Source organism: Synechococcus sp. WH 8016 (genome assembly GCF_000230675.1).
Taxonomy (GTDB): domain Bacteria; phylum Cyanobacteriota; class Cyanobacteriia; order PCC-6307; family Cyanobiaceae; genus Synechococcus_C.
Genome location: NZ_AGIK01000001.1, coordinates 260326 through 273419, shown reverse-complemented (window position 1 = coordinate 273419; position 13094 = coordinate 260326). Strand labels below are relative to the sequence as shown.

Genomic DNA, 13094 nt, shown 5'->3' with positions numbered 1-13094 from the left:
AAGTCACAAAACAAGAGATCCCGTATCTCTGCCGCCAAGGCTTAAAATCCAATTAAGTCTAGAAAGCTTCCTAACCAGCTAAGACTTTAGTTTCAATCTGAGCTGAATGGCAGCGGTCTGCTTAGCCGTGCTCTTTCCATGAGCTGTTGTCATGGAACAAAAGCAGCAATCAGTTGACGCCCCACCCAGGGCCTAGCTTGAATGACACTAAGACGCCCTGAGGGGTTCAAAAAGCGATGCCCCATCCTTCACGTTTGGCCGCCCTACAGGCCATTCAGCAACGCAAGCCCATGGCGTGTGACAAAACTCCTCCACTAGAGGAGATTTGGGCCAGTGATGTCTTCACACTGGCGCACATGAAAAATGCGCTCCCGAAGGAAGCATTCAAAGTGGTTCGTCGCGTGATCCGTGACGGAGGCAAGCTGAACCTGGAGGTCGCTGATGCGGTCGCTCAGGCCATGAGGGATTGGGCAGTCAACAACGGTGCCCATTACTACGCGCACGTTTTTTATCCCCTTACCAACTCAACTGCAGAGAAACACGACGGTTTCATCAGTCCTCAAAAGGATGGTCACGCCATCCATGAATTTTCGGGAAAACTGCTTATTCAGGGAGAGCCAGACGGCAGCTCATTCCCCAATGGCGGCATCCGCTCCACATTTGAAGCCCGGGGATACACAGCTTGGGACATCACCAGCCCGGCGTATTTGATGCGAACGCCCAATGGCGTCACCTTATGCATCCCCACAGTGTTTGTGAGTTGGACAGGAGAAGCTCTCGATAAAAAGACCCCACTCCTGCGCTCTAACGCAGCGATGAATCGCCAAGCACAACGGCTGCTGCGTTTGCTTGGTAACAAGGACGTGGCTGCCGTTAATAGCTCTTGTGGAGCTGAACAGGAATATTTTTTGATCGACAGTCAATTTGCCACGCTCCGGCCCGATCTACTTCTCGCAGGCAGAACCCTGTTCGGTGCTCCCTCCCCGAAGGGACAGCAATTTGATGATCATTACTTCGGTGCCATTCCTGAACGGGTTCAGGTCTACATGCAAGACGTGGAACACCAGCTGTACAGGCTCGGAATTCCTGCAAAAACACGACACAACGAAGTAGCTCCCGGGCAGTTCGAGATCGCACCTGTTCATGAAGCCGCCAACGTGGCGACCGATCATCAACAAATGATCATGACTGTGCTTCGCAGCACAGCAAAACGGCATGGATTTACATGCCTCATGCATGAAAAACCCTTTGCTGGAATCAATGGCTCCGGCAAGCATGTGAATTGGTCGGTGGGCAACAGCACGCAGGGCAATCTTCTGGACCCTGGCTCAACGCCCCACGACAACCTGCAATTTCTCCTGTTCTGCTCCGCTGTCATCCGTGGCGTGCATCGCTTCGGCCCATTGTTAAGAGCCGTCGTTGCAACAGCAGGAAATGACCATCGCCTCGGAGCCAATGAGGCACCACCCGCGATCATCTCGATGTATCTGGGCAAACAGCTTGAAGAGGTCTTTCAGCAGTTCCAGCGTGGTGAAGTTACCGGAAGCAGCACAGGAGATGTGATGCGTCTTGGTGTCGACAGCCTTCCTGAGTTCAAGAAGGATGCCGGGGATCGCAACCGAACATCTCCGTTTGCTTTTACAGGGAACAGATTCGAATTCAGAGCCGTGGGATCTGGGCAGTCCGTGGCGGGGCCACTGGTGGCAATGAACACCGTTCTCGCCGATTCGCTGGAGTGGGTTAGCGATCAAATCGAGGCACAGATGGCCGCAGGCCAATCCTTGGAAACGGGTGCTGCTGATGTTTTAAAGCGTGTGATGGATCAACACGGTGCGGCCGTTTTTGGTGGCGATGGCTATTCCGATGCATGGCATCAGGAAGCAACCGAGCAACGGGGATTGGAAAACCTACGCAACACCGCCAATGCCCTTCCAGTGCTGCGACGGGATGACGTGAAGGAGCTGTTTCAGCGTCAAGCTGTGATCTCACCGGTTGAATTAGAAAGCCGCTACGAGGTTTACAGCGAGCAGTACACGCTCGCAGTGGAGGTTGAAGCCAAGGTTGCACTGTCCATGGTTCGAACCCAAATCAGCCCCGCTGTTCAGAAGCATTTGGGCTCTTTGGCACGCAGCATCAGCCAACAACAAGCCGTCGGTCTGAATCCAGATCAACGGACGTTGCAACAGACAGCAGAGCTAGGGCAACGGATGCAGGATCAAATCAACGCCCTCGAGGAGGAATTGCACCAGCTGCATCACGGCGACACAACAGCCTCCATGAACCATGCAGCAAACGTCCTGCTACCACGACTTCTACAGCTGCGGGATGTTGTGGATGGACTTGAGCAAGCCGTGGATGACGATCGTTGGCCCCTTCCTTCCTATCGGGAGATGCTGTTCGTCAGTTGAGTAAACATCCGGTCATGGCATCAACCTTGAAGGCGGTAGGTCGCAACGTTCTGTTCGGCCTACTAATGGCTGCAGCCTTTCCAATCGCTCTGGCTGCTCAACCGTCTCATCCCAGCCAAAAAGTCACCGTCCTTAAGGTCAACAATGGCCAAGAGGTTCTGGTGGAAATCAATGGAGAAGGAAGGGCTGTGCGCTTGGCCTGCATTCAAGCTCCTTTGGAGCAGCAACAACCTTGGGCCAATCAAGCAAGAACAGCCCTGAGCAATGCGCTGCCGCAAGGCTCTGTCGTCGAGATGGAACTACGGGCCCGTGACGTCTATGGGCGGGTGGTCGCAAGGCTCCTGAAGGAGAAGATAGACATCGCTTCCCCACTCATCAGCAGAGGACACGTCTTTGCCTATGACGGTTATCTGGGCCGATGCGACGACCTGAACTATCCAAGGCTAGAGAGACAAGCGCAGCGCAGCAAAGCAGGCCTATGGGCAGTGGAAGGAGGAGTGTCACGACCATGGGACTTGATCGAGGCCAGTGGAAGACAAACCCAACCCTAGATATTTGTCACTTGGTAAAAATTGCCACAACGTTGCTTGTAGCAATAGAGCTGAATAGAGAAAATATGGAATTTTTTTATGGGCTACGAACCTGGGAGTACCGATTGCCGCCTGTTAATTGATGCAAAACACCATCTCGAAGAAGCGCTGTTGACCTTATACGCCATGCCGCACACAGATCACATCCAAAGACAATTGAAAGCCGTGTACCGGCAGCTTGAAGGAATGCATGATCTCAAACGAGCCGCTGGATCTCAGGTGTCGCTTCAGAGTGCTGATTGGTACTCAGGGACCGTGCGCTCCTGACTCAGGAACGAGCCTTCCAAAGAATTCAGGATTTGACCTCGCTGATCAGCCACAATTGAAGGGTTGCATCCCTCACTGCATGTTTGAAAATCGCGATCGACCGGCCTGGGTGAACTGGCTATTTCTTGCAATCTTTCTTTGGAGCTCCTGGCAACTCGCAGGTTTTTGGTTTCAACAGCTCCACGGCTGATGCAGCATTTGTTCCCATAAAAGGCAACGACGAGTCACCTTTAGAGAGTTACGCAGGCATCATTGAGTGTTTTTCTCCCTCACAATGGTTCCTCTCGCAATCTTCATATTTCCCATAATGTCAAGTGCCAATGGCTGTGTGTGATTGAACCATCGCTCGATGGCTTCAAGCTCTTCTTCCTGGTACTTGCCAAGCAATTCAAGCAAACGAAGATCCATGTATTGACGAATAATTGAACCCCAAAATCTTATTTGCCAGAAAGTAGTTACCCGCATCAATAGTCACAATGAACAGTGACATATGAAAAAAATCATTGTAGCCAAGGCAAAACAAATGGATTGACCATAAAAGCTAATGGCAGTTTGCATTCGATGCAGCGGCGAGAACTCTCTCGTTATACAAAAATTCCACCATCAAAGATCGACTCCATAGGATCAAACCGCAAAAAGCCAATCAATCACTTGGTGAATCATAGGGATAATGATTAGGAACAAAAAATTGTTCATTGATGGGTGGTCTCTTATAAGACCCCTGTTTTGGCCTTGGTGGTAATTCAATCGCTGGAGGAGTCATGTCTTCCCAGGGCACTTTGCTAAGAATGTGCCTCAAACAATTAAGACGGGCTCGCCTCTTATCGTCTGCTTCTACCGAGAACCATGGCGCTTCAGGGATGTTGGTGCTTGCGAACATCAGATCCTTTGCCTCAGAAAACTCAACCCAACGATTACGAGCCTCAAGATCCATCGGACTGAGCTTCCAACGCCGCGTGGGGTCATCGATGCGTGATTGAAAACGATTTTCTTGTTCCGTATCACTCACGGAAAACCAATACTTCAACAACAAAACGCCACTACGAACCAACATTCGTTCGAATTGAGGGCAATCCTCAAGAAAGGCCTCAACCTCCTTAGGAGTACAGAATCCCATCACCCGTTCCACACCAGCACGGTTATACCAACTGCGGTCAAACACCACTATTTCGCCCGCAGCTGGAAAATGTTCCACATAACGCTGGAAATACCACTGCGTTTTCTGAAGATCAGAAGGGGTACCCAAAGCAACCACTCTGGCTCCACGGGGATTTAAGGGTTCCGTTAAACGTTTAATCGTGCCTCCCTTACCAGCTGCATCCCGTCCCTCAAACAGGATGATCATGCGGAAACCCTTTTCCTTGATCCAGTACTGCATTTTGACGAGCTGTGTCTGGAGTTTTTCCAGTTCAGACTCATAGATCTTTTTCTTGAGTCGTTCACCGTTGTGACTTGGCCGCTCGAGTTCATCTCCGTGCCATTCAGGCGAGGAATCGCTGTTGCGCTGGCTTCGATCCACGGCATCAATCACCGCATCAGATATGGGCTGCGAGGGGCTGGATTGGGCTGTTTCCTTGCTTTTGCCGTTGTGTTTTGACTTTTTGTTCTCCTTATGGCCCATGACAACGGGATCAGCAACATCCCATTGGTGCCTCCGAAATCAACAAAAGGGGTGGGAATTCAGCTTTTCGCAACGTTCTCCACCAATAGATCCATCGGCAATGACAAACGAATCGCAAAGCGGCCTGGAACCTTCAAATCATCCGAACCATCGGCATAGAGGCAATCGAGATGGCCGCCATGGAGTCGCGCCACATGCACAACAATCGCCAACCCCAATCCACAGTGCCCCTGTCCTCCCCGGGAGGAGTCGAGGCGGTGAAACGGTTGAAGGGCCTGCTCCCATTGACGCTGAGGCATGCCCTCACCCTGATCCCAAACTTCGATTGAACATTGATCAGCAGAGCGCAGCAATCGCAACACCACGGGAGCTTGGCCATAGGTGAACGCGTTGTCGATCAAGTTGGCAACGGCTCGACTCAGAGCCACTGGTTTCACCATCACCTCAAAGGTGTCCAGCTGAAGCTGCAATTGATCGGCAGGATGACTGCTCGCCACCTCAGCCAGCAATTGGTCCAAAGGAACGGGCACAGAGAGTTCTTCATCGCCGCCACCTGCAAACAGCAGGAACTGACCTGTGATTCGTTCCAGAGACTGCAAATCACCGGCACAACGCTCACGTTCTGTGGCGCTGAGTTGAGGCAGCGACAAACGAAACTTCAGCCGAGTGATGGGTGCGCGTAAGTCATGGGCGATTCCAGCGAGCATGGTGGCTCTTTCGTTCCGATTGGCAGCCAAACGTCGCACCATTGCGTTGAAACGGCGGGTCAGGCGCTGAACCTCTGGCGCACCACGCGCAGGAACAGCATCAGGATCGATTCCATCCCCAACCCGGGACAGGGCCTTTTCCAATCCACGAAGCGGTGCCTCCACCTCCACGAGGAGAAATAGGCCACCACAAATCATGCCTGCCCCAACCAGCGATAAACCCAACAGGGTGGGCTCCGGCGGCCAGCTCATCGGAGCGCGCACATTGACGCGCAACCAAATCGGTTCCAGCGGGGAAATCAGCTCAATCCAGATTCCGCGATCGCCTTCGTGATCTCGATCCGCCACGACCATCGGACAATGGGAGAGACGCTCACAAAGCTGCGTCTGCAGAGCTTTGGCCTGGCGTTGAAAGCCTGCGGATGGAAGCTTTTGATCCGGCTTGGGGTGGATCGCAACAGTGAGGTCAAGACCGGTGAGTTCGGTCACCAGATGGGGTGGGTAGCGCTCGAGAGCCAACTCCGTGAGCCTTACATTGAGCGCCAAGTCACGGCCAAGCTGGACTGTTTGCAGCTGCTCAAGCTGCTGTCCAAACAACACCTGTAAAACCAATAAGCAAAACGCCCAACTGCCAAGAGCAAGGCCACTCCAACCGAATAGGGATCGAAGTCGAACTTGCCAAACCCGTGGGGTCATTCCAGCCCTCAACGCGAACGAGGTTGTCCATCAGGAACGAAGACATAGCCGTATCCCCATACCGTTTGGATGTAACGCGGACGCGCTGGATCCGGTTCGACCAGCTTGCGAACCCGCGAAACTTGTACATCCATGCTGCGACTATCCGTATCAGACCCTGGTCCGCGAGCCAGCTCAATGAGCCGCTCTCTCGACAGAGGGCGGTGGGGATGCTGCACAAACGCTGCCAGCAAGCTGAACTCACCGCTGGTAATCACAACAGGCGTACCGTCGCGAAACAGCGTTCTGGCGGAAAGATCAAATTGATTCTCTCCGAACGTCACATCACCGCCTTCTGCCAAAGGAGTGCCAGCGGGAATCGAACTTCGCCTTCTCAGCACTGCTTCGATGCGTGCTGACAACTCACGGGGAAGAAACGGCTTCGCAAGATAGTCGTCAGCCCCCTGCTCGAGGCCAATAATGCGGTCAACGCCATCTCCTCTCGCCGTCAACATGACCACAGGAAGATCGTCACCAGCGTCGCGCAAGCGTCGTAGTGCTGTCAGCCCATCATCGCCAGGCATCATCAAGTCGAGCACGATCAAATCTGGGCGCTGAAATTCAAGCCTCGCCTCAAGCTGCTTGACATCACTCAAGCAGCGCACGTCATACCCCTGATCGATCAAATAGGTGCCCACCATCTGACGAAGGTCCGGATCGTCATCCACGACCCAAATCATCGAAGCTTTTTTTGCAGGTGAGTTCGAAGCGGTGCTGGAGGGCTGGGTCATCGCCATACCATCCCAATCAACAATGATCTCTTCACCACTCGCCCCACATCAGTTGAACGCTCCGATCGTATGGAGCATCAAGCAAACTGTCGCGCCGAGGCGGACCATGTCACAGTTAATTGACGATCTGTCATCACTCAGACATCTCTTTACCAATCAGACTCCATAGTCTTCTGTCATGGAGAAAAGGGTCACTTTCACACTCGTTGCACTAGGGGCTGGTCTCCTGCTGGCAGATCTGGGTGTGCAAGCCAACCCTGTGCGTCATTACGGCACCCGAATGGAAGCGTTATTCGTTCGGATGGATTCCAATCGTGATGGACGTCTGGAAAGGAAAGAAGTGAGCGGCCAGCCTTATCTCGAGCGACGGTTACAACGCCATCCAACCCGCAACTATTTGTTGATTGAGGACATCAGACCCTCGGCTACGCATCCAAGCGGGCTGCGCTTGCAACGACGCTTTCAACAAGCCGATCGAAATTTCGATGGCCAACTGGATCGCAAGGAGGTGGCATCTCTGCCCTGGCTTCAGCGAAATTTTGAAAGCCTGGACCGCAATGGTGACGGGGGCCTGACTTTGAACGAACTATGGATGATGCAGCGTTCACTCGCTCCTCGATCGAGGTCCCGTTGAGATACACCCGGATTAGCGTGATCTGCGCAGCCGGCGACGACGAGCCGAACGAGAGCTTTGTCTCGGAGCGTTGGAAGATTGAAGCGCTTGTCGACGAGCTGATGATTTGAAAACCACTGAGAACGTACGCACGAATCGAATCAATCCTGAGATCAGCGCCAACAGACCCAAGACCAGAAGCGCAGCAATCAGAATCACTGCCGACAAACCCAATAACGCTTCCAGCAATTGACTGAGACCACGAATTAAATCCGCAATCGCTTCACTCACAACAACAATTGCATCGACCTTTGTCGGCAACCAGCTCAAACCAGCAAGCAAGCCAGTTCCAAGTAGGAGCAGCAAGACTGACTCCAAGAACATCCTCCAAATAGGCAAACGCTTGGAAGATCGTTTGCGTTGGCTAAACACACGACGCTCTTTCGGCGTACGCGGAAGGCGAGTGATGTTCTTGGACCTCATGGCACTAACGACTCCTTCGCGCGACGCATCCAGCGCTCAAATTCAATGAGAACCAACTCATTGGGGCAGTTAATTAAACTGAGTTCTCCAACAGTGCAATCTCCATAACCACTGTGATGAAGTGTGAGTTGATAATCAGCACCACTCAAGCCACAAACCTCCGGATCGCTGCGTACAACCACATCCAGAGAAGCTCCAATCCTTGCGACACGCCGTCTCAGATCAGACCAACTGGGGGACATTGATAGACGAGCAATCAACGCCAATATATGGGCGAAAACCGAAACAGGGTCAACGGGCTGGATCGGCTTGTGAAGGATCGCTAACCGAGTCTGAACTGGGAGCCTCTACGGAGTCGGTTGGAGCCTTGGTCTCCTGCATGGGCAATGGAATCACCATGGCCATGACCCCAACCACAACCAGGGCCACGCCTCCAAAAACAGGTGCAGCTAAACGACGAACCAAGGGGACCCGCTCCACCAATTCACGACGACTCAAGGGATGGTTGACAACCTCAGGCCAAGAGATCGCCACGCGATCGTCAGCACGGAGTGCATCTAAGCAGCGCAAAAGATCGGCGAGATCAGCATCATCCAACTTGATTTCCAACGGGGGAACATCCGGCTGACTGCTCGTCAGTTCCAGTTGGTGACCACCCTCCACAGGGCGGATGCTCACTGGATGCTGCGACCATCCTTCAGCCCTGGAAACTCCGGAAATTTGATGGCGTGCATAGGGAAGCACAACAGCCATCAGGGCTTCAAGGTGATCGCGTTTCCCCTCCAGTTCAGGAGCACCGACCAATTGAAGACGCCAGGCAGACAGGATCCCAATCACGCTGTCGCCATGTCCAGCGGAGAAGTCAGGAAGTCCATCCACCTCAAGCCTGGACGCCGTTTGGTCGTAGCGATAAGAGAGTTTGAGCATCGAGATCATCAGGGTGTTGGGTCAAGAAGACTGGCCCGCAGGCGATCCACTCCACCAGGTCCGGCAGCCAGTGCCAGGGTCAAAACAAGCTGTCGTTGAATCGTCTGAGAATGGTCGGGGCTCAGCAAGCGTTGAACCGCACCCCGACGGAGATTGAAACGCTCAGCAATCAAATCTCTTAAGCGTTGGTCCACTAAGGCCCAGCGCTGTTTGCTGAGATCGGCCGGTTCACGACTCGACAGAAGTTGGTGAAGCATCGGATAAAGCCGATCAGCCATCGCGCAGAGCAGCCTGATGAGGGCCTCTGTTTCAGGCGAACCAAGCCTTCCACGACGGGTGGAGCGTCGAAGCGGGTTATGGCATCGACGCTTCCACAGCTCAACCCGGTTAGGGAAAAGCGTTTCGAAGCCGAGTTGTTGGGTGGCCCAAAGCATGGCCTCGCCTCCGTTGAAGTCCAAGGACTCCACAGTGAGCAAAAGAAGATCGAGACGCTCCATCCCTCGACGGCCAAGAACCGCCGTTGGCAAAGACGCTTCTTGAGGAGAAGTGACTGGTGATTCAGTCATGGTTGGGTGGCGTACCAATTCGAGTCATACCGATTCGATTTCAATCAAATCAAGCTTGGATGCAGTGCTAACACACGATCAGAAAAGCCGTTATCAGCCCCCTCATCAGCAGCCAAAAACGTTTGGCCGTATGCAAGACAATCCAACTCTAAGGCTTGAAACAATCCTTTCAAGGGAATGGCGACAACAGCTGGAATTGACACAGGATCCAAGCCAAACAAGAAACGAGAGCGCTCAGCGAGCGGTCATTCTTAGCCGTAAACCCTATCAACCATGGCAAGACTAGCGGACCAAATTAAATACAAAGCGAAAACATAGGCATGAAAAACAACGTATCAGCAAGCGAAAGAAACACCCACGAAAAACACTTCAATGAATAGAGTCAAACACAAACACCAAAGGAAACGTTCATGAGAACGAAAATGCAAATAGGAGTTAAGTTCAGATCGTTGCAACGTCATGATGGATTCATGCAAAGTGGATCAGACCTAATGAGCTATTTGAGGGACAAGCGAGTTCATGCTCCTCCTAGGCAATATCTGCGATAATTCCTTGCAAGTTTCACCAGAAAGCGTCCTTGGATCTTCGCCACTACGTTCAAGATATTCCGGACTTTCCAAAACCTGGAATTCTCTTCCGAGACATATCCCCGATGTTGCGCGACCCCGTGGGCTGGGCCGAGGTCATGGATCGTCTAGGAGCGCTCTGCGATTCGTTGAAACCAGACCTGATTGTGGGAATTGAAGCCCGAGGTTTCATCGTAGGAATGGGTCTAGCAACGCAAAAGAAACTGGGATTTGTTCCAGTGCGCAAACCAGGCAAACTTCCCGGCAAGGTCTACGGGATTGACTACGCCCTGGAATATGGAACGGATCGTCTCGAGATTCATGCAGATGCCATGCGAGACCAGCCGAGAGTTTTGATTGTTGATGACCTCTTAGCAACAGGAGGGACTGCCTCGGCAACAAGCGATTTAGTCAAAAAGGCAGGCGGACAACTCGTTGGTTGCGCCTTCATCGTGGAACTCAGCGATTTAGAAGGACGCACACGTCTTCCCTCCGACATCCATGTTGAATCTCTGATTCACTACTCCTGAGCTTGCTGCCAGTCCAAAACGTCTTGGTATCCCTGCAAACTGAGCAGTCCAAAACTCCAGAGAACCACCGGCAGGGGTGCCTGTTCCAATTCAGCTTGGCGAAGGCCAAGATTGATGGCACTGGCACTCAGCCCAAGCTTGCCCTGCAAGTACGCGAGCAACGCAGCGGATGGCTTGGGTTGTGGGTCACTGCTAATGACCATCAATACCAATCAATTGCGCTCACTCTGGCAAGCTTTGCAAAAGCGTGCTTGGTCCATCCGACATCGCCTGCAGCGAAACACGACGAAACAAGGGAGAGTGCTTGAGCATGAACAGCCCAAAACGGCGGACAAACAAAAGTGCTGACTGGCGGTTAGAAAACAAACGCACAAGAAGATCCGTCGCCAGACCCACCGTTAACAGATCAAAATAACGACGCCTGCTGTAAACACCAGGCACAGTTTTTAAACCACGCCGTACACAGGAAGCAGACGTCATTAATTGCAGGAGAGTGTCCACATCTCGCCAACAAAGATTGAGTCCTTGCCCGCCCACAGGGTGACAGCGATGGCCAGATTCACCAACCAGAACAACATTTTTTCTATTCAGTTTTGGTGCAAAACTAATCTCTAGAGGAAAGGCAGCCGGTGAATCGAGCAAAGCATCAGGCTCGAGTCCCTGAGGAAGAATGGTAGAAAGCTGATCCAAAAAAGCAGACGTTCCAAGACCTGCTAGCTGACGGCATCGATGAAGAGGCGCACTCCATACAACTTGGAAATCGGAATTCCCTAGAGGAAGAATAGCCAAAGGTCCTTCCGGCCTAAAACATTCAAAAGCGTATTCAGAATTAAGGTCACAAAAACGAACTTTCGCGGTTAAGCAGCCCTGCGTATAGGTGTGGGACCACCACGGAAAGCCGAACTGTGATCGCGTAGGAGAACGGGGGCCATCAGCGGCAATCACCAAACCAAAAGAATCGAGAGATTTAGATGGTTGATGCGTCGTCTCACCAAGATGAAGCTTTATATGTGGTGAAATCTCAAGCCTGCTCATTAAGAGCTTCATCAAGGAACGATGATCCAAAATCCAACCAACAGATTGCGTTGATTGATTCGATGAATGAAGATCTAACTCTGTAAAATTTACAGATCGATTGATACCACGATCTTCAAGACGGAGCGTCTTAAATGGTGATAAAAACGGAACTAACTCATTCCAAAATCCCAATCGCGTTAGGAGACGTCTTGAGGAATGAGTTAGCGCGTAAGCCCTACTGCGAGAACAGATTTGGTCCGCAGTGAGGGGGTCGAACAGATGAACTGAGTATCCGAAATTCGCAAGACCAATGGCCAACAAACTTCCAGTGGGACCGGCTCCATTGATCCGAATCGGAGCCAAAGAACCGGTCATACCGTGATCAGCCGATTCCGAGCAGTCCACGGGTGAAGGATTCACCACCCATGGCCAGTTCAGTTGCAAGCAGAGCGATGAAGCCAAGCATGGCCATGCGACCGTTCAGCTTTTCGGCGCGCTCATGGAAGCCCCAACCACTCTCAACGTCCACAACTTCCATGCGTGGCTCTGTTGCGAAGGCATTGAGACGGCCACCGTCTTCGGTGGTCACTGTTGCGCCGCGGATGGTTGCAGCGTTTGTAGAGGCCTGAGTCATGGGGAACCTGCCGGTGTTTAAGAAGTGTAACCCATTTGTGAAGAAACTTTGCGCAAGCGCATGCGACAGAGGTCTTCAAACGCAGGGCGCAGCAGATATGGGTACTCACCGATCCACATCCGCAGGCCAGGAAGCCAAGCATCCGTTAGGGCCCCCAACCTCGAAAAGTCGTTGCGATCACTCAGGACCACGCAACGGATCACAACTCCGGAGCGGATCGAAGCATGTTGTTTGGTCATTGGAAAAGAGATCCGTCCGAGATAGCCGTCCTCATCAGCTAGCTCCAGCACCAGCCAAGTCCGTCGATTTTCAATCAATTCGAGCTGGCCGCGAGCATCAGCCTGCTCCCTTTGATTTTCAACTCGCTCCTGCCGATAGGTCTTAACGATCTCCCCTTCAAAAAGAGCGGCAGCTGGATAGCGACGTAAGACTGCATTTTTTCGACCAGCTTCGACAATCGGTCCCCACAAGATGTAGAGGAGAAACACAACACCAATCACCAGCAAGATCGAGCCCCAACGACTGGATAGCTGGCTCTGACTGATCAAGAGAGTGATCACTCCCCCAATCGTGGCAATCAGCAAACGCTGCAGAATTTTTCGAGGATTGCCAAGGGCAGATCTGAATTGCTGGCCCGTAGCAACAGCAGGAATCAACCGATACAACTCACCGGGACGAAGCGGAATCAACATCGTGCCA

General features: G+C 52.4%; 18 protein-coding genes. 5 read left to right on the top strand and 13 right to left on the bottom strand.

What is annotated here, in order from left to right:
• Positions 1-236: 236 nt before the first annotated feature.
• From SYN8016DRAFT_RS01495 to SYN8016DRAFT_RS01485, 3 genes are all read left to right on the top strand, one after another.
• The gene (locus tag SYN8016DRAFT_RS01495) at positions 237-2408 is read left to right on the top strand and encodes a glutamine synthetase III (protein WP_006852450.1); all 2172 of its coding nucleotides are present in this window, start codon (positions 237-239) and stop codon (positions 2406-2408) included.
• Positions 2409-2422: 14 nt separating this feature from the next.
• Positions 2423-2959, top strand: a complete 537-nt coding sequence (locus SYN8016DRAFT_RS01490; protein ID WP_006852449.1) for a thermonuclease family protein — start codon at positions 2423-2425, stop codon at positions 2957-2959.
• A gap of 78 nt (positions 2960-3037) precedes the next feature.
• The gene (locus SYN8016DRAFT_RS01485) at positions 3038-3265 is read left to right on the top strand and encodes a hypothetical protein (protein ID WP_006852447.1); all 228 of its coding nucleotides are present in this window, start codon (positions 3038-3040) and stop codon (positions 3263-3265) included.
• A gap of 249 nt (positions 3266-3514) precedes the next feature.
• Here the strand turns inward: SYN8016DRAFT_RS01485 and SYN8016DRAFT_RS14795 are convergent, their stop codons facing one another.
• From SYN8016DRAFT_RS14795 to SYN8016DRAFT_RS01465, 4 genes are all read right to left on the bottom strand, one after another.
• Positions 3515-3730 carry a hypothetical protein gene (locus SYN8016DRAFT_RS14795; RefSeq protein ID WP_006852446.1) on the bottom strand — a complete coding sequence of 72 codons (216 nt, stop codon included), beginning with the start codon at positions 3728-3730 and terminating at the stop codon, positions 3515-3517.
• A gap of 178 nt (positions 3731-3908) precedes the next feature.
• Entirely contained in the window at positions 3909-4886 is a 978-nt protein-coding gene (ppk2, locus tag SYN8016DRAFT_RS01475; RefSeq protein ID WP_006852445.1) for a polyphosphate kinase 2, read from the bottom strand.
• A 59-nt stretch (positions 4887-4945) separates the two neighbouring features.
• Positions 4946-6289: an ATP-binding protein gene (locus SYN8016DRAFT_RS01470; RefSeq protein WP_006852444.1), complete on the bottom strand. Its 1344-nt coding sequence runs from the start codon at positions 6287-6289 to the stop codon at positions 4946-4948.
• Positions 6290-6297: 8 nt separating this feature from the next.
• The gene (locus tag SYN8016DRAFT_RS01465) at positions 6298-7008 is read right to left on the bottom strand and encodes a response regulator (protein ID WP_006852443.1); all 711 of its coding nucleotides are present in this window, start codon (positions 7006-7008) and stop codon (positions 6298-6300) included.
• 229 nt (positions 7009-7237) lie between these two features.
• Between SYN8016DRAFT_RS01465 and SYN8016DRAFT_RS01460 the strand changes: the two genes are divergently transcribed.
• Positions 7238-7693 (top strand): hypothetical protein, encoded by a 456-nt coding sequence (locus SYN8016DRAFT_RS01460; protein WP_006852442.1) that lies wholly within the window; start codon positions 7238-7240, stop codon positions 7691-7693.
• A 12-nt stretch (positions 7694-7705) separates the two neighbouring features.
• Here the strand turns inward: SYN8016DRAFT_RS01460 and SYN8016DRAFT_RS01455 are convergent, their stop codons facing one another.
• Genes SYN8016DRAFT_RS01455 through SYN8016DRAFT_RS15200 form a run of 5 tightly spaced genes read right to left on the bottom strand, consistent with a single transcriptional unit; the run spans position 7706 to position 9860 of the window.
• Complete coding sequence (locus SYN8016DRAFT_RS01455; RefSeq protein ID WP_006852441.1) at positions 7706-8155, bottom strand: hypothetical protein; 450 nt, start codon at positions 8153-8155, stop codon at positions 7706-7708.
• Positions 8152-8397 (bottom strand): hypothetical protein, encoded by a 246-nt coding sequence (locus SYN8016DRAFT_RS01450; protein WP_006852440.1) that lies wholly within the window; start codon positions 8395-8397, stop codon positions 8152-8154. The genes SYN8016DRAFT_RS01455 and SYN8016DRAFT_RS01450 overlap by 4 nt, the downstream gene beginning before the upstream one ends.
• A gap of 49 nt (positions 8398-8446) precedes the next feature.
• Complete coding sequence (locus SYN8016DRAFT_RS01445; protein ID WP_006852439.1) at positions 8447-9082, bottom strand: DUF4335 domain-containing protein; 636 nt, start codon at positions 9080-9082, stop codon at positions 8447-8449.
• A gap of 8 nt (positions 9083-9090) precedes the next feature.
• Complete coding sequence (locus SYN8016DRAFT_RS01440) at positions 9091-9648, bottom strand: DUF3038 domain-containing protein (protein WP_006852438.1); 558 nt, start codon at positions 9646-9648, stop codon at positions 9091-9093.
• Positions 9649-9692: 44 nt separating this feature from the next.
• Entirely contained in the window at positions 9693-9860 is a 168-nt protein-coding gene (locus SYN8016DRAFT_RS15200; protein ID WP_216725565.1) for a hypothetical protein, read from the bottom strand.
• A gap of 365 nt (positions 9861-10225) precedes the next feature.
• On the opposite strand from SYN8016DRAFT_RS15200, the gene SYN8016DRAFT_RS01435 reads away from it, so the two are divergent.
• The gene (locus SYN8016DRAFT_RS01435) at positions 10226-10744 is read left to right on the top strand and encodes an adenine phosphoribosyltransferase (protein WP_038013105.1); all 519 of its coding nucleotides are present in this window, start codon (positions 10226-10228) and stop codon (positions 10742-10744) included.
• Here the strand turns inward: SYN8016DRAFT_RS01435 and SYN8016DRAFT_RS01430 are convergent.
• The 4 genes from SYN8016DRAFT_RS01430 to SYN8016DRAFT_RS01415 are packed head-to-tail and all read right to left on the bottom strand — an operon-like array spanning position 10735 to position 13087.
• Complete coding sequence (locus SYN8016DRAFT_RS01430) at positions 10735-10947, bottom strand: DUF2949 domain-containing protein (RefSeq protein ID WP_006852436.1); 213 nt, start codon at positions 10945-10947, stop codon at positions 10735-10737. The genes SYN8016DRAFT_RS01435 and SYN8016DRAFT_RS01430 overlap by 10 nt on opposite strands.
• A gap of 19 nt (positions 10948-10966) precedes the next feature.
• The gene (locus tag SYN8016DRAFT_RS01425; RefSeq protein ID WP_006852435.1) at positions 10967-12136 is read right to left on the bottom strand and encodes an FAD-dependent monooxygenase; all 1170 of its coding nucleotides are present in this window, start codon (positions 12134-12136) and stop codon (positions 10967-10969) included.
• A 7-nt stretch (positions 12137-12143) separates the two neighbouring features.
• Entirely contained in the window at positions 12144-12395 is a 252-nt protein-coding gene (locus tag SYN8016DRAFT_RS01420; RefSeq protein ID WP_006852434.1) for a hypothetical protein, read from the bottom strand.
• A gap of 17 nt (positions 12396-12412) precedes the next feature.
• Positions 12413-13087, bottom strand: coding sequence for a hypothetical protein (locus tag SYN8016DRAFT_RS01415; protein WP_006852433.1), 675 nt, complete (start codon positions 13085-13087; stop codon positions 12413-12415).
• Positions 13088-13094: the final 7 nt, after the last annotated feature.